The organism is Lacrimispora amygdalina, assembly GCF_003432035.1.
In the GTDB taxonomy this organism is placed as follows: domain Bacteria; phylum Bacillota; class Clostridia; order Lachnospirales; family Lachnospiraceae; genus Lacrimispora; species Lacrimispora amygdalina.
This window is the reverse complement of the sequence record NZ_QOHO01000057.1, coordinates 40,931-64,077: the sequence shown is the minus strand read 5'-3', so window position 1 is coordinate 64,077 and position 23,147 is coordinate 40,931. Positions and strand designations below refer to the sequence as shown.

At 47.0% G+C, this 23,147-nt stretch carries 23 protein-coding genes; 14 read left to right on the top strand and 9 right to left on the bottom strand.

Annotation, left to right across the window (positions count from 1 at the left end; all coding sequences use genetic code 11):
* From DS742_RS17710 to DS742_RS17670, 9 genes are all read right to left on the bottom strand, one after another.
* Window positions 1–606, bottom strand: a 606-nt coding sequence (locus DS742_RS17710) for a type IV secretory system conjugative DNA transfer family protein (protein ID WP_147325819.1), incomplete at its 3' end; no start/stop codon positions are given.
* Window positions 603–1,079 carry a PcfB family protein gene (locus tag DS742_RS17705; RefSeq protein ID WP_026667047.1) on the bottom strand — a complete coding sequence of 159 codons (477 nt, stop codon included), beginning with the start codon at window positions 1,077–1,079 and terminating at the stop codon, window positions 603–605. The genes DS742_RS17710 and DS742_RS17705, both read right to left, overlap by 4 nt.
* A 210-nt stretch (window positions 1,080–1,289) precedes the next feature.
* Window positions 1,290–1,970: a hypothetical protein gene (locus tag DS742_RS17700; protein ID WP_117418307.1), complete on the bottom strand. Its 681-nt coding sequence runs from the start codon at window positions 1,968–1,970 to the stop codon at window positions 1,290–1,292.
* Between the two features lie 45 nt (window positions 1,971–2,015).
* Window positions 2,016–3,254, bottom strand: coding sequence for a zinc-ribbon domain-containing protein (locus DS742_RS17695; RefSeq protein WP_117418306.1), 1,239 nt, complete (start codon window positions 3,252–3,254; stop codon window positions 2,016–2,018).
* A gap of 3 nt (window positions 3,255–3,257) precedes the next feature.
* Window positions 3,258–3,578 (bottom strand): DUF6050 family protein, encoded by a 321-nt coding sequence (locus tag DS742_RS17690; RefSeq protein ID WP_092871256.1) that lies wholly within the window; start codon window positions 3,576–3,578, stop codon window positions 3,258–3,260.
* The gene (locus tag DS742_RS17685; protein ID WP_170313506.1) at window positions 3,571–4,683 is read right to left on the bottom strand and encodes a DUF6017 domain-containing protein; all 1,113 of its coding nucleotides are present in this window, start codon (window positions 4,681–4,683) and stop codon (window positions 3,571–3,573) included. The genes DS742_RS17690 and DS742_RS17685 overlap by 8 nt, the downstream gene beginning before the upstream one ends.
* Window position 4,684: 1 nt before the next feature.
* Entirely contained in the window at window positions 4,685–5,605 is a 921-nt protein-coding gene (locus tag DS742_RS17680; RefSeq protein ID WP_117418304.1) for a ParB/RepB/Spo0J family partition protein, read from the bottom strand.
* A complete protein-coding gene (locus DS742_RS17675; protein WP_026667042.1) occupies window positions 5,595–6,380 on the bottom strand; it encodes a ParA family protein in 786 nt (261 codons plus the stop codon). Before DS742_RS17675 ends, DS742_RS17680 begins: the two co-directional genes overlap by 11 nt.
* Window positions 6,381–6,401: 21 nt before the next feature.
* Window positions 6,402–6,599, bottom strand: coding sequence for a DUF3970 family protein (locus DS742_RS17670; protein ID WP_081816829.1), 198 nt, complete (start codon window positions 6,597–6,599; stop codon window positions 6,402–6,404).
* A gap of 754 nt (window positions 6,600–7,353) precedes the next feature.
* On the opposite strand from DS742_RS17670, the gene DS742_RS17660 reads away from it, so the two are divergent.
* From DS742_RS17660 to DS742_RS17595, 14 genes are all read left to right on the top strand, one after another.
* The gene (locus DS742_RS17660) at window positions 7,354–8,511 is read left to right on the top strand and encodes a MarR family transcriptional regulator (protein ID WP_117418302.1); all 1,158 of its coding nucleotides are present in this window, start codon (window positions 7,354–7,356) and stop codon (window positions 8,509–8,511) included.
* Window positions 8,511–9,050 carry a hypothetical protein gene (locus DS742_RS17655; protein WP_117418301.1) on the top strand — a complete coding sequence of 180 codons (540 nt, stop codon included), beginning with the start codon at window positions 8,511–8,513 and terminating at the stop codon, window positions 9,048–9,050. Before DS742_RS17660 ends, DS742_RS17655 begins: the two co-directional genes overlap by 1 nt.
* 235 nt (window positions 9,051–9,285) lie before the next feature.
* Window positions 9,286–9,687: a fimbrial protein gene (locus DS742_RS17650; RefSeq protein WP_242996573.1), complete on the top strand. Its 402-nt coding sequence runs from the start codon at window positions 9,286–9,288 to the stop codon at window positions 9,685–9,687.
* Window positions 9,688–9,729: 42 nt separating this feature from the next.
* Window positions 9,730–10,440, top strand: coding sequence for a hypothetical protein (locus tag DS742_RS17645; protein WP_117418299.1), 711 nt, complete (start codon window positions 9,730–9,732; stop codon window positions 10,438–10,440).
* A gap of 109 nt (window positions 10,441–10,549) precedes the next feature.
* Entirely contained in the window at window positions 10,550–11,446 is an 897-nt protein-coding gene (locus DS742_RS17640; protein WP_437126183.1) for a hypothetical protein, read from the top strand.
* On the top strand, window positions 11,447–12,823 hold the full coding sequence (locus tag DS742_RS17635; RefSeq protein ID WP_117418297.1) for a C39 family peptidase: 1,377 nt from the start codon (window positions 11,447–11,449) through the stop codon (window positions 12,821–12,823).
* A 29-nt stretch (window positions 12,824–12,852) separates the two neighbouring features.
* The gene (locus DS742_RS17630; protein ID WP_117418296.1) at window positions 12,853–15,930 is read left to right on the top strand and encodes a VirB4 family type IV secretion system protein; all 3,078 of its coding nucleotides are present in this window, start codon (window positions 12,853–12,855) and stop codon (window positions 15,928–15,930) included.
* Window positions 15,931–16,029: 99 nt separating this feature from the next.
* Window positions 16,030–16,566, top strand: coding sequence for a DUF5697 family protein (locus DS742_RS17625; protein WP_117418295.1), 537 nt, complete (start codon window positions 16,030–16,032; stop codon window positions 16,564–16,566).
* Complete coding sequence (locus DS742_RS17620; RefSeq protein WP_117418294.1) at window positions 16,567–17,229, top strand: DUF6100 family protein; 663 nt, start codon at window positions 16,567–16,569, stop codon at window positions 17,227–17,229.
* Window positions 17,230–17,665: 436 nt separating this feature from the next.
* Entirely contained in the window at window positions 17,666–18,499 is an 834-nt protein-coding gene (locus DS742_RS17615; protein WP_341457655.1) for a hypothetical protein, read from the top strand.
* A 23-nt stretch (window positions 18,500–18,522) separates the two neighbouring features.
* A complete protein-coding gene (locus tag DS742_RS17610; RefSeq protein WP_117418292.1) occupies window positions 18,523–20,445 on the top strand; it encodes a VirD4-like conjugal transfer protein, CD1115 family in 1,923 nt (640 codons plus the stop codon).
* Between the two features lie 30 nt (window positions 20,446–20,475).
* Window positions 20,476–21,969, top strand: coding sequence for a S1 RNA-binding domain-containing protein (locus tag DS742_RS17605; RefSeq protein ID WP_117418291.1), 1,494 nt, complete (start codon window positions 20,476–20,478; stop codon window positions 21,967–21,969).
* A 152-nt stretch (window positions 21,970–22,121) separates the two neighbouring features.
* Complete coding sequence (locus DS742_RS17600; protein ID WP_341457654.1) at window positions 22,122–22,577, top strand: DUF4320 family protein; 456 nt, start codon at window positions 22,122–22,124, stop codon at window positions 22,575–22,577.
* Window positions 22,578–22,585: 8 nt separating this feature from the next.
* Complete coding sequence (locus DS742_RS17595) at window positions 22,586–23,086, top strand: hypothetical protein (protein WP_117418289.1); 501 nt, start codon at window positions 22,586–22,588, stop codon at window positions 23,084–23,086.
* Window positions 23,087–23,147: the final 61 nt, after the last annotated feature.

Genomic DNA, 23,147 nt, shown 5'->3' with positions numbered 1-23,147 from the left:
TCCTATATTATTGTAACCCTTCGGGTCGGTAACTACATAGGAACTATGCATCTGCATCAAATTTGGTTTCACGAAAAAGCGGGTCTTACCACTTCCGCTTCCACCTATGACCAGTATATTTTTATTCCTGGCATATTTCGGTGAGCTGGGTCTCCCCGACATCATCAGCCTCTCCGATGCTGTTAAGATGATATTGTTCTCGAATACCGGATCCATATAAGGCTCGATATCCTTTGCATTTCCCCATCTTGCGCTGCCATACTCCACTCCATGTCTGAACTTTTTGGCGTTCTTCGCCTTGAAATACACAATCAGGCGAAAGCCTACTCCGCACGCTACTCCAAAAAGCAGATCCATAGGATTGAAACTAGGCAAAGGATTGGTAAAAGCCTCTCCCAGCCTTGAAGCCGTATCCATAAGCCTTGGGAAGAGATCTCCCTCGACCTGTCTGAACATCCACGCTGACTTATCACAGAAATATCCTACGATAACATAGGGGATGCTCATACGGATCAGCTTATTCTTATCCGTGCCTTTCATCTTTTTCCGCAAGGATTCGGGTATGTTCTTTAAATCTTTTATGATTCCGTCTACTACCTTACTCATAGGCTCTGTCCCCGATCCTTGGTTTTTTCTCTGGCGCGTTCCCTGTTCATTGTTTGAGTCCAGAGTTCCTTATAACGGTTCAGCCTATCCCTTACGGATTCACGGTTCTGCCTCTTTTCGTTTCCATGCACAAATTCTTTGAATGCCATCGCTATAACGTCGGCATCCCTGCCCTTGAAGAAAACAACATACTTTGGCGGATCCACGGTCTTATCCTTCTTCACGGCAAAATCAACATTGTACTTCTTCGCAACACGCTCAAAAGATTTGATGTTATTCTCCGTTATTTCCATGGTATTCGCACCCTGATCCTTGCCCATGAGCTTCTTTACGGAAATCTTCCCATGCCAGTTAGCCTGCTTATTCTTAAGATGATTTAAGTAGGCGATCATAGCCTTTTTAAGCACATCGGCGGTCAGTTTGGAGGTTCTGATCACAAGGGCAATAGATTTCTGTGTTACTTCTTCCTGCATCATCATCCTCCTGTCTTTCGTTTATCCTCTGGTAATGTTCACAGCCAGGGAGGCACCAGCAGCCTCCGCAAATATATTTTTCTCATGTTGTTCCTTTCCTCCGGTCTCATGCCGGATAATAATCTCCATAACGCAAAAAAGGAGCAGCCTTTACATCTCCGAAGAGATACAAAAACTGCTCCTATCGCTGTATCTACTGTTTTATTGTTCCTACCGTAGTAAATATATCGTATACAGATTTGCAAATACCATGCCGTTTTCAACCTTAAGATCATCCAGTAAAAGGCACTGGAACAGCACTGCCCGAATCATATCATCATTCAGCCTGAAAAGCTCACTATATTTTCCATAAGCCGCCTGCTGTGTACCTGCATCGGTGGCATGGAGTGTATCTCCATCCCGTGCCATATTCTTTCTGTACTCAAGGCAATCCGCATAAAGAGAACGAATCTGATATTTTCCAAAATAGAAAGAATAGGCTTCTTTCCCATCATAGGTTTTTTTACATTTCTCCAGTTCATCCTCTGCTATGGAAAAAGCGCATACATCAGTCTCTATCACGGTTTTACCGTTATAATCCGGCTTAAGCTTTCCGCCATACCAGTTGATGTGCTGATAGATTTCCTCACGCCCGGTAATAAGCGCAGCTCTGTGAAAGTCTGTCTTGCCAAGGAATACATCCATATAGACATTGTTGGCAGACAGTGTATCATTCCATATCAGCTTTTTATGCTCTCTCACCCGGAGAAGATACTGAAGGATATTGATAAGACGCTCTCTGTTGTCTATATCCCTGAAGCCCTCTGCCGGTACCATAACACTATCAAGTTTTAATGGTGTCGATCCCTTCTGAATTTCTTTTTCTACAAGCGATTCTATACTCTTTGCCATTCCTTCCTCCCTTTTTCAAATAAAAAGGCAGCTACAAGATTCTTCTCATAACTGCCCTATCGCTGTATATTTTTCAAATAGATGTGGTCGGTCTGCTTTTACATCAATGCTTATTTCTATCCTCAATATATGAAGCGCCAGCTCTATGGCATCCGCAAGTGCTTCATCTGAGTCATTGAGCCTTGTGATGCATACACAGTCCTCAAACTCCCTATCTCTTTGCCTTAGAATACGGATCAATTTTATTCTTGCGTTTTTGCATAGCTGCGTCTTTGCAAACTCCCATCTGTATCCGTCTTTTGTATTGTAAAACGGTTTTGAAAATTCAATAACCGCATTCTTTTCCTTTATGAAATTCGCAAGAGGAATCCCGATCAACTCCTCTTCATCTACGATAACCGTATATCCTGCCTGCTTTAAGTAATGCCGCAAAAGGATATCGGGGAACTCCTTATCAAATTCTTTTCTGCATATATGGCAAGGCTCCTTATCAATGGCTCTGTCAGCTATTTTTGCCCGCCATCTGTGACCACGACCGCATATCCACCAGACTATCCTCAAAGAATTCCGATGCATCTGTTCCGGGGAAATCATCGTATTACGATCATAGTCCCATTCAGATATCAGTTCGGGATCCGTGGTAGCAAGGTCATTCACACCGGCTACAACAACTCTGTCAGAGCATACCGGACAGGAAGAACCCTTCACACGGCTATCTATCACAGCCCTCCATTCATATCCGCATACACGGCACTTCCACCAGACATTTTCCCTGGACTTCGGGAATACTTCATCAGCCCTCTTTGGAGCATTTTTCTCTGACCACTCCTTGGCAAGTTCAGGATAGTTACTGGCAAGATCATTGAACCCTTTATAAAGCATATGTCCTTCACAAAACGGACACTGGCTCCCATAATACCTGTCAGCTATCTTTGCTATCCACTCATGCCCTTGGATACATCTCCACCATACGGATTTGTTGGTGCAGGATAAAACCATATCCGGCATAAGCGGATGATTTTTATCTGACCACTCGGATACAAGCTCAGGCTTCATCGTAGCAAGGTCATTAAAGCCTTTTAAGAGCTGATTGCTGTTGCAATACGGACAATCTGAACCATTAACTCTATTCTTCACTATTGCCTGCCATTCATGTCCGCAGGAGCCTCTCCACCACACACGCTTATGTGATCCAATCGTAACATCAGATGGCATGAGCGGAAGATTTCTGTTACTCCATTGTGCGGCAAGCTCCGGACATTTCTCAGACACCGTTTCCTTCATGCATCACAACCTCCCCGTTATGACCTGTACGGTCGTTGCTACCGCTTTTATCACAGCCACAATAGCCATAAAACCGCCTATGATTCCTCCAACGATACAATCCAGGGCTATCACACCAAGAGAGCCTGCAATGCCGTAATTCCTCGGTATCAACCACAACCACATCCGTCTGATGCCGAATGGAAATCCTACGAGGATCCAGAACAAAAAGAAATCAAATCCTTCAGGTTTATTGCAGACCGGATAGCAGAACAGCACCATAAAGCTGATTGCCAGTACCGGCAATATAACTTTAAATATCATCGCTGATAATCTCTCACTCATTGGCTGCCCTCCTCATGTTTTCTTCGTCACTTGATAATTGACCGATTTGCCTTTCTTCAAGCTCCTGTATCTTTGCGTTTCTCTCAGCCTCCCTTTGACGAGCCATCTTCTGAGACATCTCGTACCATTCCTCTGTGTGCATATCGTGATGGACAAGCTGTGTGAAGTAATTATCCATCGTTGTCGGCGCATTAAAGAGTGATGCAATCATATACTTCCGCATATTGTGTATCTTACCGAGATTCTCGGCTATCATCCCCATAACATACTCAACATGACTCGCTGTCAGCGATAAGATTCTTTTACGAACAAGCCATTGGGGATACTCTGTTCCTCCGATATTCAGCGACTCTCTTTTCCCGGCTACAAGATCAACCATAACTTCAAACAGTTCGTCAAATCGACTGTTATATTCTGCTCTGTACCTTGCAGACATTTCGTCGTAATAGATATTCTCCTTGATCTGTGCAATATCTTCACGTATCACATCCTCATCCCATCCTGAGTTATCCACAGACTCAGCCGCCCCTGTAGTATTACCAGTAACCTGGATAAGATTATGATTAGGCTCAATAATATTTTTTAAATAATTATTATTATCTTTTGGCACGGAATCAGCAGACTCAAGAATAGGGAATTTGCCTTCTCCGGATTCCGTAATTTCCACAGACAAGACTCCGTTATTTTCGGTTTCAGAAAAAAGTTTTCCACAACCATCATTATTTTCAGAACCGGATATTTCCGCTTTCTTGGTAATGAAATTCTTGACATATAATATGTCTGATTTTCCTTGTCCCCGGCGTTTCCTTTCTACAAGCCCAAAATCAACAAGGTTCTTAAGCGTTGATCTTGCCTTATCTTCACTGCATCTGAGTACTTTCTGCATAGATGCCACCGTCCAGATTACATATGTCCGCCCGTCTTTATCTACCCAACCTTTCTTATGTGAGTAGTCCACCAACTCATGCAAAAACCCATACAAGACATATTCTGCCAGCCCTAAATCTTCGTAGTCAGAATCCTCAAAAAAGACCTTCGGGATCCGTAGAAATCGAAACTGATCACTCTCAGCACCGGAGTAATACTCGTAATCATACTTTGGCATTTTACACACCTCCGTGCTTCTTACGATAATCATCCAGAAGTCTTACGATAAGACTTTCAATCTCCGCATCACTTGCTTCCGCAGGAAAGTATTGCATGATGATTTCATGTTTGATAACAACATTTCTTTCCTTAATACTTGCTACGGCCAGCAGAGCGTGGAGCGCTTCCTTTGTGCAGCGTTTTTCCTGTGAGAGCTTCTTTATCTGCTGTGCCTGCGAAAGAGACGGAACAACATTATCCTCTTCCATGACTTCCATAAGAAGAAACTGCTCACTCGGAGTGATATATGATAACTCAACTGCCGGGTTGAACTTTATCTTCTTGTTATCAACCATTTCCAACAGCTGCGGCAGAAGCTCTGTGAGACGGATATACCGCTGAATAGTTCTTGCACTATCACTGTTACCCTCGCTGAGTTGATTCACGCTCCATAAATTCTCGCCAACTTGGCGAGAATTATTTGATTCTGGTCTTCCCGCTTTATTCTGTCTTTTGATTGCATCAAGCTTCATCTTGTAAGCAAACGCCTTCTCACTCGGCAGAATCTCTTCCCTCTGGAGGTTAGCGTCCACCATTGCGATCACGGCTTCATCATCTGTCAGGTCCCTTATGATAACAGGAACCGTCTCCAGTCCGACTATCTCAGCCGCATGTTTACGCCTGTGACCTGATATCACTTCATAGCCGCCTTCAGGTCTGTTACGAACCATGATCGGTACGAGGATACCGTTCTCACGGACGCTTTCAACTGTCTGAGCCATCTTTTCATCATCCAAGACCTTAAACGGATGATTCTGAAATGGGAAAAGCTCTCTGATCGGAACATCAAGCACCTGTCCGGTCTGCTCCTGATCAATACCAAAAAGAGAATCCAGACCTTTTAGCTGTACCCTGTCCGGAAGTGGTTTCTTAGCAGCCATACGCCAGCACCTCCTTTGTCAGTTCTTCAAACGCCCTTGCGACCTTGCACTTAGGATCATGCTTATATATGCTGTGTCCGTATGCAGTGCATTCCTTTGCCCTTACGGACTCCGGTATCATCACATCAAATACCTTTATCTGACTGCCATAGGCTTCACGGAGCTTTTCTATGATATCTTTCTCATGGTTGGTACGGGTATTTACTTTATTGATAACGATGCCCTCAACCTCCAACTTACGATTGAGTTTTCTCTTTGTAGAGCCTATTGAAGCAAGTAGCTGTTGAAGACCTGCCATTGAAAGATACGATGCCTCCACCGGAATGATCACAGAATCCGCAGTTGTCAGCACATTGATTGTCACAAGATTAAGGCTGGGAGAACAATCGATTAGGATATAATCGTATTCGTCCCTGACGCTTGATACAAAAGCATCCAGCAGATGCTCTCTGCTGAGAGCGTTCATTATCATGTAGTCCATACCGGCAAGCTTTATATTGCACGGCATGAGATCCACGCCTTCATCGTTATGGAGAATATACTCCGCAGGATCTATCGGATCCTCATTTATCTCACGCTCTATGAAAGAAGCAAGAGTGTTCTCCAGTTCATCCGCATTATCTATACCGAGACTGGATGTTAAATTTCCCTGGGGATCAGCATCAATGACCAATACCTTTTTGTCATTCATGGCAAGACCAACGCTTAAATTGCTTGCCAACGCTGTCTTCCCGACTCCCCCTTTTTGATTAGCTACTGCGATTACTTTAGCCATAACCGTTCCTCCTGTTCTTTTTTATCTGTTGCCCTGCCTTTTGCGGGCTTCTATTTTTGTTCTTTTGTCCACATCCGAAAACACTCGGAAGATCTTGTTGGTTCCCTTATTCTTTAAGGGCTTGGATTGGCTTGTGACCTGGTACACCTTGTCTTTTTCCATGTGTTCCAAATAATCTTTCAGCTCGTAGGTCGGTCCCGAAACTCTTACTTTTAACATACTCGTTCATTCCTCCTCTGATTGGGTATAATCTCTGTCTCATTTCGGGAACGGTTATTCTCATAATCGCTCTGCCTGCACCTATCGCTGTACTTGTTTTCATGGCATTTCCTCCTTGCTAATAGTTTTTGACCATAACAAAAAGGACACTCTCAAAAGATTTCTCTTTTAGAAAGTGTCCTTAATTTTGCAAATATTTGATTGACTACCCAAGAAGTAAATGCATTATCATGTACTGTCCTGCATCTACCATTGGAACTATTGTGGTACTTTTGTGGTACCTAAGCTCCTTTTACCACTCGAAACCCTTGATTTTACTAGGGTTTACTTGCCTGCTGACTTCAAGGTCGGGATTTGCGGGTAAGTCATTTTATATGCTTTCATCCCGCTTCGTCCACCGCCAAAAGGCCCGATTTTACTGGGTTTTTGAAATTTTTGTAGTTCATAGAGCTTCGTCCTTTTCCGTGTTTGCTGCGGCAAAAGTTGTAGAAAATTTGTAATAAGTTGTAGGGATTCAAATTTGTAGAACAATGAAATACATCTCAAACACAAATGTTTTCATTGTTTACCTATGAAAACATTCGAATCCGACCAACAAAAGTTGTAATAAATTATACCAAGTTATAGTAATTGTCAGATCGCCAAACGACTGATTTGCAACTTTAAACAAAGGTAAGTATATCATACGTCCGCCAGAGATTCAAGTCAACTATTTTATATGAAGGTTTTATACATTATATATTAAGGAGGTACTATGTCAGAATACCAACTACAGATTAAGCAAATCGTGGACTATCCACGGTGCCGGATCTACCGGCAATTTATTCAAAGTCTGATAAACGACCGGAGCATTCGCATAAGCGGAGGCTCCGGCCTTTTTTATTTTACGGCTCTTTGTAGCTACGCTAATTTCCGCACCTCCTATCGGCGCATTGACGGCATCAGTTACACCGTCTACCCCGGCGAATGGGTCTGCACCTTAAAGGAACTGTCGGAATGGTTCCGTACCCGCTTTCAATGCAAGGCTCTGGAGATTCTGGAGGAACTGCAAAAGCAACATTTAATATCCTTTCTCGCCCTTGGACGCGGGAAGGTCATCAAGTATAAAATCCGGGGCTGGCAAACGCACAACACGGTTCTGGAGTACAATGCCCCCTGTCAAAAGAACACCGGCTTTTTCTTCCTGCCGGTATCCCTTGCTACGGAACTGATTAGCACAAGCCGTTGCTCAGAAATGGACATCGTATTGGATTTATGGCTGTCTGCCATTTACAACGACCCGCAAGTACAGGGCTCAGAGATTGGTCCGGTTATCTATCTGCGTAACGGCACCGGCAACCCGTTGGTGACTTACAGCGAACTGGGGTCTCGATGGGGTCTCTCCAAAGCCACCGTAGGCCGTGTGCTGAAAAAGCTGTCCGATGCCGGCTACCTTTCCCTTATGACCTTCCCCGGACGGCATGGTAGCGTAATTTATCTGCAAAGTTACCTGTCCACCATGTTCCAGATTTCCGATGTGATGATTGATAAAGAGGAGGTCGCAATGGTTTTGAACATCAAGCTGGAGCTGCCGGAAGATGAAAAAGCAGCGGGCCTGGAGCCGACTGCCGAACATGAAGTATACGTTTCAGAAGGACTTGACAGCGTTTCAAAATCGCACATTCAAATGATTCTTAATAAGATGGAGAAAATCCTGATGGTACAAGGGATTTCGTGCTTTGGATGCTCCAAATCCACATATAAGTTATTTCCCTTATCAAACGCCTGCGGGGAAATGTATTTACCCCGTGCGCAAGATGCGTCCACAAGCCGCATGGGGCTGACCATCCTTTGCGGCACTGATAAGCCGGTCACAACTTTTGAACTGACACTCTCCCCCAGCCGGGAGAATTCCATAAGGAGGGCTAAATGATGAAGAAAAAGAATGAAATGATTGATATTACAGAAAATCCTCTGTACCATGACACATGGAAACTGCTGAAAAAATATCGCGATGTGGTCTGGAGTCTGGAGCTTTCCGTTCAGCAGGTCCGCAGCAAGTTTGAAATCGAGTACGGCAGTTCCATCGAGGAATTTTTAGATTCTATCTACCTCGCCGGTGCCGATCTGGCAGGTTCGGATATTGAGCATCATGCCAAGTGCATTGAGCGCAGTCATCAGATGCTGAAACTGCTGGATACAGCTATTGATTTGCTACGGAATAAGCATAAAAACGGCGAATCCTACTATTGGCTACTGTACTACTCTTTCCTCTCCCCCCAGCAGATGCGGAATGTGGAAGAGATCATCGAAAAACTGCGTCCGCATATCCGGGACATCTCTTTCCGCACCTACTACCGCAGACGGCGGGAAGCCATCGATGCTTTGAGTTCCGTCCTGTGGGGCTACACCTCCAAGGACAGCATGGAGATTTTGGAGCAGTTTTTCCCCGCTGATAAGGGTGGCAAGTAATTGGCGCAGGACAGAAATGAAATTGGCACGGTTTTGCTCTTTCGGCGTAAATCCTTCTGTGTTAAACTGAATATGCTCAAATTTATACCCAAAACCGAATACGGGCAGCAAACCGGCACCTTTTTAGCAGGGTGCTTTTTTTCTGCCCCAAGGCTGACGGCCTGAAAGATCACATCCAATGCGGTGTGGTCTTTTTCATTTCTTTGAGCAGAAAAAAACACAGGAGGTCTGCAAATTGAAAAAAAAGATGATTCCCAAATCCCCGCAGCAGTCGGAACCTAAGACCCGGCTGCACCCCCACATTCCCATCGCCAGGATTGCTTACACCGCTTTTCTATGTGTGATGCTCTCCATGATGTTCTGCCAGCCGGCTTTCGCTGCCACCGATGTCTGGAGCAAGGCTAAAGAAGTCATGCAGGATGTGTATAACCAGATTCTGTTGATTTCCACAGTGGCCGCAATCGTTACGGCGTCTGTCGCTTTGCTTATGATGAATTTTTCGCGCTCCGGGCGTACCGTAGACGAAAGCCGCGCTTGGCTCAAACGTATTTGCATTACCTGGGCGATACTGAACAGTTTGGGCTTTATCATGGCCTACATTGCGCCATTTTTCTCAGACGGCAAATGGGCTGGGTGATGAAATTGTCCGCGCCTATACTCAAAAGAAAGGAGTGATCGCATGGGCATTTTAGATGGCATTGTTGAATGGATAGCAGAGCAGGTTATGGCTGGTCTTGACCTTGTAACCTCATCGGTTTTGGGCGCCTTGGGTTGTGATATGGCCGTATTTCTGCGATATTTCCCAGCGGCAGAGACGATGTATAGCGTCTTTGTTGCGTTGTCCATCGGTATTATTTTATTAAACTGGGTTTGGCAGCTGTTTAAGAACTTTGGGCTTGGCGCAGGCATTGAGGCCGAAGACCCGGTGAAATTAAGCATTCGCTCGACCATTTTTATCTTGCTGGCTTATTTTTCAGATGAAATTGTGAATATTGCTTTGACCATCGGAGGTACGCCTTATCGATGGATCATGGATTCCGAACTGCCCCCGCTGCAGTTTTCAGATTTCAATTCTGTCATGCTGACCATTATCGGAGTCTGTGCAAATGGTGCTGTAGCACTCATCGCCTTGGCTCTGGTTCTGATTCTGGCATGGAACTATCTCAAGCTACTGTTTGAAGCCGCTGAACGCTACGTCTTGCTGGGAGTCTTGGTATATACCGCCCCGGTAGCGATCTCCATGGGAGCATCCCAGAGCACTTCGAATATATGGAAGGCCTGGTGCCGGATGCTGGGAGGCCAGATTTTCCTTCTGGTCATGAACGCCTGGTGTCTGCGGCTGTTTACGTCCATGGTTGGTTCTTTTATTGCCAATCCACTCTCACTGTAACGGAGGTGTGTCATTGAAAAAGTTCAAGAAAATTTTCCTTGCGGCCTTAGTGGTCGCTTGTTTATCCTGCCTCTTCTGCCAACCTGCCTTTGCCATTTCTGAAAGTGAAGTGCAGGCTCAGGTAGACGCAGTAGGCAAAGAAACCGTATCCGGCAATGTGCTGATTTGGTTTTTATGTGCCATTGCCTTTTTGAAAGTATCTCAGAAAATAGACTCATTTATGGCAAGTCTGGGTGTCAATGTTGGGCATACAGGCAGTAGTATGCTGACCGAAGCAATGATTGCTACCAAAGGCCTGGGTGGCATCCGAAACTTTTCCCGTCAACATTTTAGCGGTGGCGGTTCGCGTAATTCAACCAATGTCAATGCCAATGGAGGTAACGGCGGAGCTGGATTTGGCGGCGGTTTTATGAGTGGTGGTCTGGCCGGTGTAGTTAGCAGGAATATTGCTAATGGTGCCGCCAAGGCGGCTACAACACCGCCTGATGCCAAGCCTTCAAGCGGTATGGGTGCTGTGACACCCGGAGGTGTCGGCGGTATCGGTGGAAAGATTTATTCCAGCTCTGTCAGCAAGGGTGGTAGTTTTGCAAATAACGTCATCAGTTCCATCGCCACTGGCAATATTGGAGCCAATGGCTCGATCACGGGAGACAGAGCATCAGAAGCACTCTCTTCTTATATGGGTTATTCCGCGCTGGAAGAGGGAGCAAAAAATATTCCTACCTTTTCCAATGTGGAAATTGGCGGTGGACGGATTACGGGCACAGAAACTTCCGAAGAACACCCTGAGGGGATCTCCTTTGGAATGTATCATACCGCCCAATATGCCTCACCGGATGGCGCTCACACTACTGTCCATGCAGCGGATGGTTCCGCCTGGTACAAGCAGTACGCAGTAGACGCAGTGGACAAGTCACCCTATATGGCACCGGACGGTTCCATTGCCTATAACGAGTCCATCGTGAAAAAGCTGCCGCCCACGCCCCGCAGAAAGGACAGGATATAAATGGCAGAGGAAGAAAGAAACGGACTATCCGACGCGGTGGAAACCGGGGCCTCCGTAGCACATACCATTCAAAGTGCAGCAAAAGCTGGAAAAGCAGTGGCAGCGTCAGCAAAAGGTGCAGCCGTAGGCGGTCCTTATGGGGCAGTCGCCGGTGCGCTCTGGTCCGGACGAAAACACATCGGGAAAATCATCGCGGCTATTATCGCCTTACTGATGATTCCGGTTCTGTTCGTCCTAATGCTTCCCGGGCTAATTTTTGGCGGACTTACCAATGCTTTTTCCAGTTCCGATACAGCAAACCCGATTCTCAACAGCGATACAGTCATTACAGAAACCGTAAATGAAATTACCTTCACCATCAACGGCATCTTGGGAGAGGCGTTGGAAAACGTGACCAGCCGGATTGAAGCAGATTTTGCCTCCTCCGGTGCAGATGGCAGTGAAATCAACAATCCTTACTCCTCCGGACCAGTCTATAACAGTTCCCTGTTTGTTTCTCAATACTGCGCCGCCCGAAACGAGGATTTTGCCAAAATTTCCATTGAAGATATGGCTTCCGTTCTGCGAACCAATCAGGAGCATCTATACTCCTTTACCTGTAAAGAAGAAATAAGGAAAACTACCGAGATAGACCCTGAAACTGGGGAAGAAACCACTTCCAGCGAAACATGGCGCATTTATACCATCATCTACAATGGCGAATCTTATTTTGCCGATACCGTATTTGCTCTGACCGAAGAACAAAACGAACTGGCCTACTATTACGCCCAGAACCTAAGCCTGTTTTTAGGCGACGGCCTGCTGCAGAACCTTACGGGCTGGTCCGGTAACAGCATAACGTCTCTTGGTAACGTAACCTTTTCCGATGGTCTTACGCCGGTGGTCTATTTCAACCAACTGGATGAACGCTATGCAAATAAGTCCTATGGAACAGACAATATCGGCGGCTATGGCTGTGGACCTACTTCTATGTCTATTGTTGTGTCCTCACTTACAAACGACATGGTTGACCCTGTGGAAATGGCGGAATGGGCTTATCAGAACGGTTACTGGTGCAAAAGCAGTGGTTCCTACCACTCCTTGATTCCAGAAGCTGCAAAAGCTTGGGGTCTGCCAGTGTCCGGCTGTACGATATCGGAGCCGCAGCGTATCGTTGATTCGCTGTCTGAGGGCAAGCTGGTGGTAGCGATTATGTCGAAAGGCCATTTTACTTCTTCCGGTCACTTCATCGTTTTGCGAGGTGTGAAGGACGGAAAAATCATGGTGGCAGATCCAGCAAGCTATTCCCGAAGCGAACAGCTCTGGGATTTATCTATCTTTTTAAACGAAGCCAGCCGGGGGGCAGGTGCCGGTGGACCATTCTGGATTATCGGCTGACACTCATGGCAGCGAAAGTGAGGTAATACATGAACAATAAAAACGACCACGATACTTATATCATACCGCCGAATTTCGTGGAAACAGGCACCTTTTTCGGTGGTATGTTCAAGGCTCGCAATGTAATTGAAGCCGGCATCCTTGCAGTTGTGGTCGGGGTGCCGGTTTTTACTTGCCTGCCATTTGGATTGACGACACGCATCATTGTGCTGTGCCTGACAGCACTGCCGCTGGCATTGCTGGCTCTGATTGGTATTTCAGGCGAAAGCTTGTCCTCTTTCCTGTTTATTTTTCTAAAATATTTGAGGAACCGTCGTGTGGTGGGCATATCACATCAGCCGCCTGATGCTGGCGCCGAAGAGGATACCCCCGTTACTACGAAAAAATGGCGAAAGGATCGACCTCAGAAAAAGAGGGAACCGCGGAAAGCAGCACTGCGTTCTGGCATGGAGGATTTCCCTGCGGAGTTTGATGAGGTAAAAACCTATGAAATAAGGCAAAAACTACGGCCGCCCGCACGTAAGGTTGAAAAGGAAAAGCCGAAAAAGATCTCCAATAAAGCAAAGAAACAAAAAAAGGAGAAGTCTGCACAGCGTCCACCCCGCCGTAAGAAGTCATCTCAGGAACAGAAGCCGCCCTGCTTAAATCCTGTAGCGGATTATCTGCCCATCGAAAAAATAGATAATGGCATTATCTACACCAAGGATCACCGTTTTGTCAAGGTGGTAGAGATCATACCCATCAACTTTCTGCTACGCAGTGCCCGGGAACAACGAAGCATTATTTACTCCTTTGTTTCCTATTTAAAGATAAGCCCGGTCAAACTACAGTTTAAGGTATTGACCCGCCGTGCGGATATTGGACGTCATTTGGACACGGTACGCCATGAGATGGCCCAGGAGACAAATGAGCAGTGTCGGCTGATGCAAGAAGACTATTTACAGTTCGTACAGCAGATTGGCTCCCGTGAAGCGGTGACACGCCGGTTCTTTCTGGTCTTTGAATATGAACCATGGAGCAATACCCGTCGCACCGATGAAGAAAAAGAAGCAATTGCCTCTCTGCAGGGGACTGTCCATACGGCTGCCACCTATCTGCGCCAGTGCGGGAACGAAGCTGTAATACCGCAAAACGAAGATGAGTTTGCCGTAGATATCCTGTATAACCTGCTGTGTCGGAATGAGAGCGCCGTTAAGTCGCTGCCGGAGCGGGTACGGGAGGTCGTCAGCCAATACAGCTCCGCCGGACGGGAAAGCGAAATGGACAAAATCCCGGCCACTGAATTTTTCGCTCCCAAAAGTATTGATTATACCCATTCCCGCTATATTTGCATCGACGGCCTATATTATGCATACCTGCTCATTCCTTCCGATGGCTACAAAACCCAGGTACCAGCAGGTTGGCTTAGTCTGATGGTCAATGCCGGCGATGGGATTGATATGGACATGTTCCTGAATCGTCAGCCCAAAGAGCGCATTATTCAAAAGGTCGGCCAGCAGCTTCGTATTAACCGCTCTAAAATCAAGGACGCAAGTGACACCAATACGGACTTTGACGACATCGACGGTGCAATCAAAAGCGGCTATTTTTTGAAGGAGGGCCTTGCCAACAACGAGGATTTCTACTATTTAAGTCTATTAATTACCATTACTGCCCCCACCGAAGATGATTTGGAATGGAAGGTCAGCGAAATGAAGAAGCTCCTGCTTTCGCAGGACATGAACGTCTGTAATTGCCATTTTCGTGGCGAGCAGGCGTTTTTATCTACTCTGCCGCTGATTGCGCCAGAGAAAAAGCTGTATGAACGCAGTAAGCGCAACCTCCTTACAGGTGGTGCTGCCAGCTGCTATCCCTTTACTTCCTACGAAATGTGCGATGATAACGGAATCCTCCTGGGTGTGAACAAATACAACAGCTCTCTCATTATCGTGGATATCTTCAATTCTATCGTCTATAAAAATGCCAACATGGCGATTTTGGGAACCAGCGGTGCAGGCAAAACGTTCACCATGCAGCTAATGGCACTGCGCATGAGGCGCAAAGGAATCCCCATTTTCATTATCGCGCCGTTAAAAGGCCATGAATTTCATCGTGCCTGTGCCAATGTAGGCGGTGAATTTATACAGATTTCCCCTGCCAGTCCTCATTGTATCAATGTCATGGAGATTAGGCGGGTTGACCATACAGTAAGCGAACTTTTGGACGGCCCTAACATCCAGTTATCCGAACTGGCTGCAAAAATTCAGAGACTGCACATCTTTTTCAGTTTGCTGATTCCCGATATGAGCCACGAAGAGCGTCAACTTTTGGACGAAGCTTTGATCCGCACCTACAACGCCAAAGGGATTACCCACGACAATGGCTCTCTGGAAGTCCCAGATCACCCCGGTCAATATCGGGAAATGCCTGTGCTGGGTGATCTTCACGAGGTGCTGAAGCAGTCCCCCGATACGCTGAGAATGGCGCACATCATAAATCGCCTTGTCAACGGTTCTGCCCGCACATTCAGTCAGCAGACTAACGTGCGGCTGGACAACAAATACACCGTTCTGGATATTTCCTCTCTCACCGGCGACCTGCTCACTGTGGGAATGTTTGTGGCTTTGGATTTTGTATGGGATCGTGCCAAAGAAGACCGGACCGAGGAAAAGACCATTTTCATAGACGAGTGCTGGCAGCTCTTATCTGGTGCCGGTGCTACCGGAACCAGACTTGCCGGTGATTTCGTACTTGAGATATTCAAGACAATTCGAGGGTACGGCGGAAGTGCTGTCTGTGCCAGCCAGGATCTAAACGACTTTTTCAATCTGGATGAAGGACGTTTTGGTAAGGGTATCATCAACAATTCCAAGACCAAAATCATTCTCAATCTGGAAGATGACGAGGCGATGCGGGTAAGGGACACGCTGCACCTGTCGGATGCGGAAATCATGGAGATTATCCACTTTGAACGAGGTAATGGTCTGATCTCCACGAACAATAACAACATCATGGTGGAATTCAAAGCAAGTCCGTTGGAAAAGGACTTAATTACCACCGATCGGCGCGAGTTGCGGAACATCGTAAATCGTCTGCGTGAACAGGACGGGCAGACCAATGCCGGATAATATGGATTGTGTCTGGATTACGTCTGAATTACGTCTTTTTCACGATCAATGCACCAATTACGTCAAGATTACGCCTACAGCAGAAAGGAGGTGATTCACATGAAGACCAGATCCGATATTTATGGGCAGGAAGCCACAGAACTGCTACGCATTATTTCTCTTTATCCCGGGCTGGTGCATCAACAGTTAGAGAGATTCTTCCCCGGCAAAGAAGGTGTTGTGGTCACTAATCTACTGGCTCATCTTAAACGACAGGGTCGTATTCAGCCAGACAGTAATGATGCATGGTTCCCCTACGGCAAAACGCCCAAGGCTGACTTCGGCCTAATGCAGTCGGTCTGGGTACTTCTGGATGTAATAGACCGTGTGGAATACCATTCTCCGGGTAGTTTTCCTGCAAAACTGATCTTTTTTTCAAACGGAGAAATCTTTGAAATTATTTATGTGGCTGTCGGGCAGGAGGCACTTGTCACTCATGCAATGAAACAGGACTCCAGACAAGATTGCCGCCGGATTGTTCTGGTGGAGGATGCGGAACAGATTCCGCTTCTGAGTTTTCCATATATCGCCGGATTTTGTACGGTATCTTCCACTGGGCAGGTTCTATATTATCAACGCACAAATGGAGGGACATGATTGGAACGTAAAATTATCTCAAAACGAATCGGGGGCATCCTGGATGATCTTTCCCGTCTTAACAACGCTTTGTATGCCATGGACACCACGGACATCCAGCGTTACCCCGATAATTACGAAGTTTTATCTATTGACGCCGCACTGCGGGCTGAATCCATTGCCTGCCGGCTGCGTCATTTAATCTATGCCAGTACTGGTGTCAAGAAAGCGGAATACCTTACCTCAGCTCAAACGGTACATGGCATTGAAATCTCTTATGAGGATGGCATCTTGGCGGTATCGCTTCCCAGTCTGCTCCCCAAACGCAGGCAGAGACAAAACACGGAATTTTTACTTGACCCGATTTATTTTGCCATGGAACAGTATTCCAAAGAAAATACTCTTCCCCACTTTCGGGAATGTGTGGTGTGCTTTACCCAGGTTTATGATCAAACCCTTCCGACAAGACGGGTACGGGACTATGACAATCTGGAAGAAAAGCAGCTTTTGGATGTACTTGCCACCTTCGTCATGGTGGATGACTGCGGCTTACTTTGTGATGCCTACAACACGGCCGTCCTGGGAGAAAAGGATTGTACCATGGTCTCCATCATGGAAAAAGAACGCTTTCCCCGGTGGATTGCCGAACAGGAAAAACGTCTGAAATCCATCTCGGATTTTTGATACTTTTGGGGTGATTTTTCCCCGACCTAACCACGCACCGCCAAAATCCCCTTATCCTCAGGGTTTTTTGGCAGCTGACGCCACCCGTTTTTACCGAAGTCGTTTTCAGTCTCGGTAGAAACCGCTCACGAAAGGAGGGATTGCTATTGGGAAATGCAACTGCACTTTTCCTCAGCCCGACACACTGCCCTACCACCTGCTTGCCTTAACCGCTATTTCTGGCGAATTCCCGGCAGATCAGTTAAAAAGGCTCCGTGGCAGTGATTACTACAAGGAATCCATTATTACCTCCCTGAAAAAAAATGGTCTCCTGCGCACCTACTACCGTGATAAGCTCCGGGGCTACCGTCTTGGAACAAAAGCGAAAGCCACTCTCCTGTCAGAACGCCCCCATCAGTTTGCATTTTATCTTACCGGAGATACAGATACCAATCGCTTGAAAAGCGAAGTTAACCGGCGCCTGCGTCTACACCATATCGCACAGGCCTATGTAACGATGGAGAATGCCGACGCAGCTATTTTCCGTGAGGAAAAGCCGGACATTTTTTCTCCTGAAGGTTCACCGGTCAGCAAAATTGAAGCCTCGGCGTTTTATAATTCCCGAGAGATCAAGGAGATGGGCATTGACTTTACAAAAGTTCGCAGCTCCCGCTCCGTAGGCACACTGCTTGCACCCTGCGGAATATTCATCACCTACAACTGCGGAGCCGGCCTAATGAAATGGCAGTATAAATCCGAGCTGCGCATGAAAACGCTGATGCGTACCTCACTTTGCCAGCAGCGCTTATCCTCACAATTTCAACCGGAAGACATCTATGGGCTTGTTCTGGGAGATGGAATGGAGCCAGCTTATCAGATGCTTACCAGCAATGGTGGCAAAAGACATGATTATTTTATGCTGGACGGCTGTTACGATCACTTTTTCTATATAAGCAATGACCGGCATGGTGAAACACTTTTATCCCTGTTATGTGACACCGTAAAAAAAGCGGAGCTGGACCGTGTACTTTCTCTGGACTTGAATCAGCAAGTCTCAAACTGGCGCATTGAAAACGACGCCATCGATCAGGGCGGCAATCCGGTACTGTTTGGCTACACCTGTGATATGCCCCGCATTGCACGCTTCAATACCGCACTGGAATTGCAGGATAAAGATGGCACGCTCATCTGCTTTGATTATCAGCGTGAGGTGTTAGAACGCTATTGCGGAAACCGGGTACAGTTCCAGACCATCAGCTTTGAAAAATTTGAAAGGAGGTTCTTCCCATAGATAAACGCAAAATCTTAAAAGCCATATTAGCAGGGCCAGCAGCCATTCTTGCGATTTTGTATGCAGGAGGGTATCTGGCCCAGTTTATTGGCAATTATGCAGTATGGAAACAAGGCGGAGGTATTCCTGGGGACGGTTCTTCTCCGGTAATGGCCTCGCCTGACTTTTATACTTGTATCACTGTCGTATTCCAACCGCCCTATGGGCTTTACGGTGCTTTGATATGCATCGGCCTGCTGGCAATCCTGCTTATTATGGTCATGCGTATGGGCTACAGCGATAGTGGCCAATACGATGAAGACCGCAATTTTACGTATTCAGCCAAAGGGACTTATGGTACGTCCGGTTGGATGACCAGCAAAGAAATGGCGGGAGTGCTGGATCTGGTACCCGACCTGCGCCGGCACCATGGAACCATTCTCGGTCTTCTGGACAACAAGGTGGTATGCGTACCAGAAGAAACCCGACTCAACAGCAACATGGCTGTATACGGTGCTCCTGGATCAATGAAAACTAGGTCCTTTTGTATGAACCGCATCCTCCAGAGTGCTGCCCGTGGAGAATCCTTGATCATCAGCGATCCAAAATCCGAGCTCTATGAAAAATCCAGTTCCTATTTGCGGGACAAGGGGTATTGCGTTCGTGTCTTTAATTTGGTGTCGCCCGAAAACAGCGACTCCTGGAATTGTCTTTCGGAAATCGAAGGTCAGGAACTGATGGCGCAGCTTTTTGTAGATGTCATCATCAAGAATACTATAAACGGCAGTAAGGGTGATCACTTCTGGGATTCTGCTGAAATGAATTTGCTCAAAGCGCTGGTGCTTTATGTGGACCAAAGCTATGATGCGGAACACAAAAACATTGGTGAGGTTTATCGGATGTTAACGCTGAATTCCGAATCTGAGCTGAACAGCCTTTTTGGAAGCTTGGCACCTACCCATCCCGCCAAAGCACCGTTCAGTTTGTTCAAGCAGTCTTCCGAAACCGTGCGCAGCGGCGTCATCATCGGTCTGGGCAGCCGGCTACAGGTGTTCCAATCTGAACTTATCAAAAAAATTACTGCCCGTGATGAAATTGACTTGGAGCTGCCGGGGCAACAACCCTGTGCCTACTTCCTCGTAACCAGCGACCAGGACAGCACCTTTGATTTTCTTTCCTCATTGTTCCTGTCCTTTGTGTTCATCAAGCTGGTCCGGTATGCGGACAAAAACTGTGAGGGTGGTAAGCTGCCGGTGCCGGTCCATGTATTGGCTGAAGAGCTGACCGCATGCGGAACCATTCCTGATCTATCTCGTCGACTGAGCGTTATTCGCTCTAGAAATATCAGTATGTCCTGTGTGTTCCAAAACCTTGCTGGTCTGCAAAACCGTTACCCGCTTAATCTTTGGCAGGAAATCATCGGGAACTGCGATATTCAATTATTTCTGGGCTGTACCGATCCGCTGACAGCAGAATTTGTATCGGATCGGACAGGCCTTGCCAGTGTGTCCGTTACCAGTAAGGCCAAGGAACTCGGCACATGGCGCATCTCCAACTATACACCGGAGTACCGGGAAACCAGCGGCGTGGGCAAACGTCCCGTACTTACACCGGATGAAGTGCTGCGCCTCCCCATCGAACAAGCCCTCGTTATTGTACGCGGCAGAAAGGTGCTGAAAGTGTCCAAGATGGATTACTCGAAACATCCAGAAGCCGATAAATTGCATTCCTGCAAGGCATCCACCTATATACCGGAATGGCGCAAGTTAGATGAGGAGAAGGCCGCCGCAAAGGTAGACGTTTCACCAGCAAAGAAACCAGCATCCCGCCGAACCAGCAAAACGCCTGCCCCCCCAACTCCCAAGCCTGCGAAAAAGGCTACCCCCTCTGAATCGGCCCCACTCCCACAAAAGGAAATGGCACCGGAGGGCATTATTCCATCAGATAAGGATTCTATCCTATCTTAATTTTAACAACGATTAAAGGAGGACAATTTTATGGCAACCAGAAAGAATGAGCTGTTTGAAAACGAGAAACAGACTACGGAAATTGCAGAGGCCACAGATAACGGCATGATTCTCCCCGAACCCTATGCAACCACTGAGACAAACTCCGGACATGCGGACTCTGCCGACAATGCTGACATGGACTTAAATGAACTTTTAGTCAGTATGGATCAGGAACTCCCCAGTAGCGATACCCCGGAAGGTGATATCTTAATGGCGCATTCCAATAGCGAGATGCCGGAGGAATCTGGCTCTACAGATTATGCTGAGAATCCTGGTGATGCGACGGCCCTTCAAAGTGATGTCCACGAGGATTTTGCGGGGGAACCTGCTCCTGCTGACAAAACTCCGGTCAAACCGAAGCGGGCATCCAGAAAGAAAACGGCCAATGACACACCGACCCCCGAACCGGATTCTTCGTCTAATGAGGATGATGTGTCTGATTCTGTAGAAGAATCACCCGTTTTGAATCTTGACGCCCCAACAGCAACGGATATTCCTGCACCGGAAGATATTCCGACGCCTGTTCCGGATATGGCACCTGCCCCTGCAACTTCACAAACATCGCCTCGCAGCAGTGCTCCTGTGCTGACGATTCGAAACCGCGAGGATGTGACCACCGACGATGAACGGGAAGATATTATCTGGCATGAAATCCGCAACGCCTATCGCACCCGCAGGATTCTCACCGGTAAGCTGGGCGGCATTGAGCAGCTGGACAACCGTAAAACCATTGCCATTGTAGACTATAAGGGATTTCGCGTCATTATCCCGTTGAAGGAAATGATGATTCAGCTTCCTCATACCGGTTCCGAGCAGGAATACAACGAACTCATGCTGCGCCAGAATAAGATCCTTAACAATATGCTGGGGGCTGACATTGACTTTATTGCAAAGGGCATTGACTCCAAGACTTTCAGTGTGGTCGCAAGCCGCAAAGAAGCCATGCTCCGCAAGCGTCAGCTATTTTATCTGGACACCGACCTCTCCGGCTCCTACCGTGTCTATGATGGGCGCGTTGTTCAGGCCCGTGTGATCGCAGTTGCAGAAAAGGTCATCCGCGTGGAGGTCTTCGGTGTGGAGACTTCCATCATGGCAAGAGATCTGGCGTGGGATTGGATTGGCGATGCCCATGAACGTTTTTCCGTGGGTGATGAAGTGCTGGTCCGTGTACAAAAGGTACGCCGTGATTCCCTGGAAGAGATTAGCGTCCACGTGGACATCAAGAGCATTTCCCAGAACACCAGCCAGGACAACCTGCAGAAATGCCGCATCCAGAGCAAGTATGTAGGCAAGGTCACGGATGTTCACAAAGGTGTCGTCTACATTCGACTCACAAATGGTGTCAATGCCATCGCACATTCATGCTACGACTACCGCACACCTGGGAAAAAGGATGAAGTCAGCTTTGCGGTGACCCGGTTGGACGTGGAGCATGGTGTTGCTGTGGGCATCATCACCCGAATTATCCGACAGAATCTTTAAATGATCCAGTGGCAGAGTATTGGCGTAAATCGGCATTAGATTGGCACGGTTTTGCTCTTTCGGTGTAAATCCATATCTGCTATACTGATTACAGTTAAAAATCTGTAAGGCGGCCGTTTCCATATTGGAACGGCCGCTTTGCTGTAAAGGCGGTGATATATTTGCTTCAAAAAATAAAAAAGTCCCTGGGCAATGACCGGGCCGAGGCCAATTACTTCAGTACGGTGGTCTTCATTTTTATCGCTGTTTTACTGCTGGCGTTCATTATTGACCTGTTTTCCATCATTTCCACGAAACAAGAGCTTGACCACACAGCGGATCAGATGGTAAAACAGATACAGCTATCGGGCGGTGTCAACCGGGAGACAGAAGAACTGTTCTTGTTCCTGTGTTCACAGATCAAGGGAGCAGACAACATCAGCTATTCCATCGATGCCTCCTACAAGACACCTGCCCCCTCCGGCATGACCCGGGCCATACAGCTAGGCAGTCCATTCTACATCACCATTGAGGGCGATGCCAAGCTGGGCGGATTTTGGAACTTTGATTTGGTGCATATCACGGTGGTGTCCAGAGGCGCCGGCGTGAGCGAACATTATTGGAAGTGAGGTGGCCTATGAACCGTATTTTACTGCGGCTGCGCCGGCCGCTTCGCAATGAACGTGGAGAGATTACTTTCTTCTCCTGCTTTTTTGTGGTGGGTATCGTCATGTTAATTTCGTTCCTGCTGCTGTATGCCTCCATCCGAATTAACTGCATCAACATCCGCAACGGCGCCAAGATGGAGCTGAACAACCTAAGCGCCTTGATTTATGCCGACACCTACCGCTCCCAACGGGAAACAAATTTTAGCGAATACTTAAATACACTCTACTCCAGCAACTCCTATACAGCTGCTCTGGAAGAAACAGTGCAGGACGGTCTGGCAAACAAAATTCCTCTCTCTACCGATGACTATCATATTTCAGATATCCAACTGGAATTTCATGTGGTTGGAAACCGCGTGGAATATGTTTTTTCCTGTGATGCGGAATTTTTCATCAGAATGTTTGGACGTTCCTATCCCACCATCACCCAGCGGATCGAGTTGACCGGCTATCACAACACAAAGTTTTAGGTCCGCTGTTGAAAAATGGACTCTAAAGCCGTAAGATATTTATAAATAAATAAAAGGGAGG

Coding starts and splice junctions, on each gene's coding strand:
- DS742_RS17655 (WP_117418301.1), top strand. CDS start 8,511: ATGAAGAAAAAGAATGAAATGATTGATATTACAGAAAATCCTCTGTAC.
- DS742_RS17705 (WP_026667047.1), bottom strand. CDS start 1,079: ATGCAGGAAGAAGTAACACAGAAATCTATTGCCCTTGTGATCAGAACC.
- DS742_RS17605 (WP_117418291.1), top strand. CDS start 20,476: ATGGCAACCAGAAAGAATGAGCTGTTTGAAAACGAGAAACAGACTACG.
- DS742_RS17685 (WP_170313506.1), bottom strand. CDS start 4,683: ATGCCAAAGTATGATTACGAGTATTACTCCGGTGCTGAGAGTGATCAG.
- DS742_RS17690 (WP_092871256.1), bottom strand. CDS start 3,578: ATGAGTGAGAGATTATCAGCGATGATATTTAAAGTTATATTGCCGGTA.
- DS742_RS17595 (WP_117418289.1), top strand. CDS start 22,586: ATGAACCGTATTTTACTGCGGCTGCGCCGGCCGCTTCGCAATGAACGT.
- DS742_RS17635 (WP_117418297.1), top strand. CDS start 11,447: ATGGCAGAGGAAGAAAGAAACGGACTATCCGACGCGGTGGAAACCGGG.
- DS742_RS17680 (WP_117418304.1), bottom strand. CDS start 5,605: ATGGCTGCTAAGAAACCACTTCCGGACAGGGTACAGCTAAAAGGTCTG.
- DS742_RS17645 (WP_117418299.1), top strand. CDS start 9,730: ATGGGCATTTTAGATGGCATTGTTGAATGGATAGCAGAGCAGGTTATG.
- DS742_RS17675 (WP_026667042.1), bottom strand. CDS start 6,380: ATGGCTAAAGTAATCGCAGTAGCTAATCAAAAAGGGGGAGTCGGGAAG.
- DS742_RS17660 (WP_117418302.1), top strand. CDS start 7,354: ATGTCAGAATACCAACTACAGATTAAGCAAATCGTGGACTATCCACGG.
- DS742_RS17700 (WP_117418307.1), bottom strand. CDS start 1,970: ATGGCAAAGAGTATAGAATCGCTTGTAGAAAAAGAAATTCAGAAGGGA.
- DS742_RS17695 (WP_117418306.1), bottom strand. CDS start 3,254: ATGAAGGAAACGGTGTCTGAGAAATGTCCGGAGCTTGCCGCACAATGG.
- DS742_RS17625 (WP_117418295.1), top strand. CDS start 16,030: ATGAAGACCAGATCCGATATTTATGGGCAGGAAGCCACAGAACTGCTA.
- DS742_RS17670 (WP_081816829.1), bottom strand. CDS start 6,599: ATGTTAAAAGTAAGAGTTTCGGGACCGACCTACGAGCTGAAAGATTAT.
- DS742_RS17630 (WP_117418296.1), top strand. CDS start 12,853: ATGAACAATAAAAACGACCACGATACTTATATCATACCGCCGAATTTC.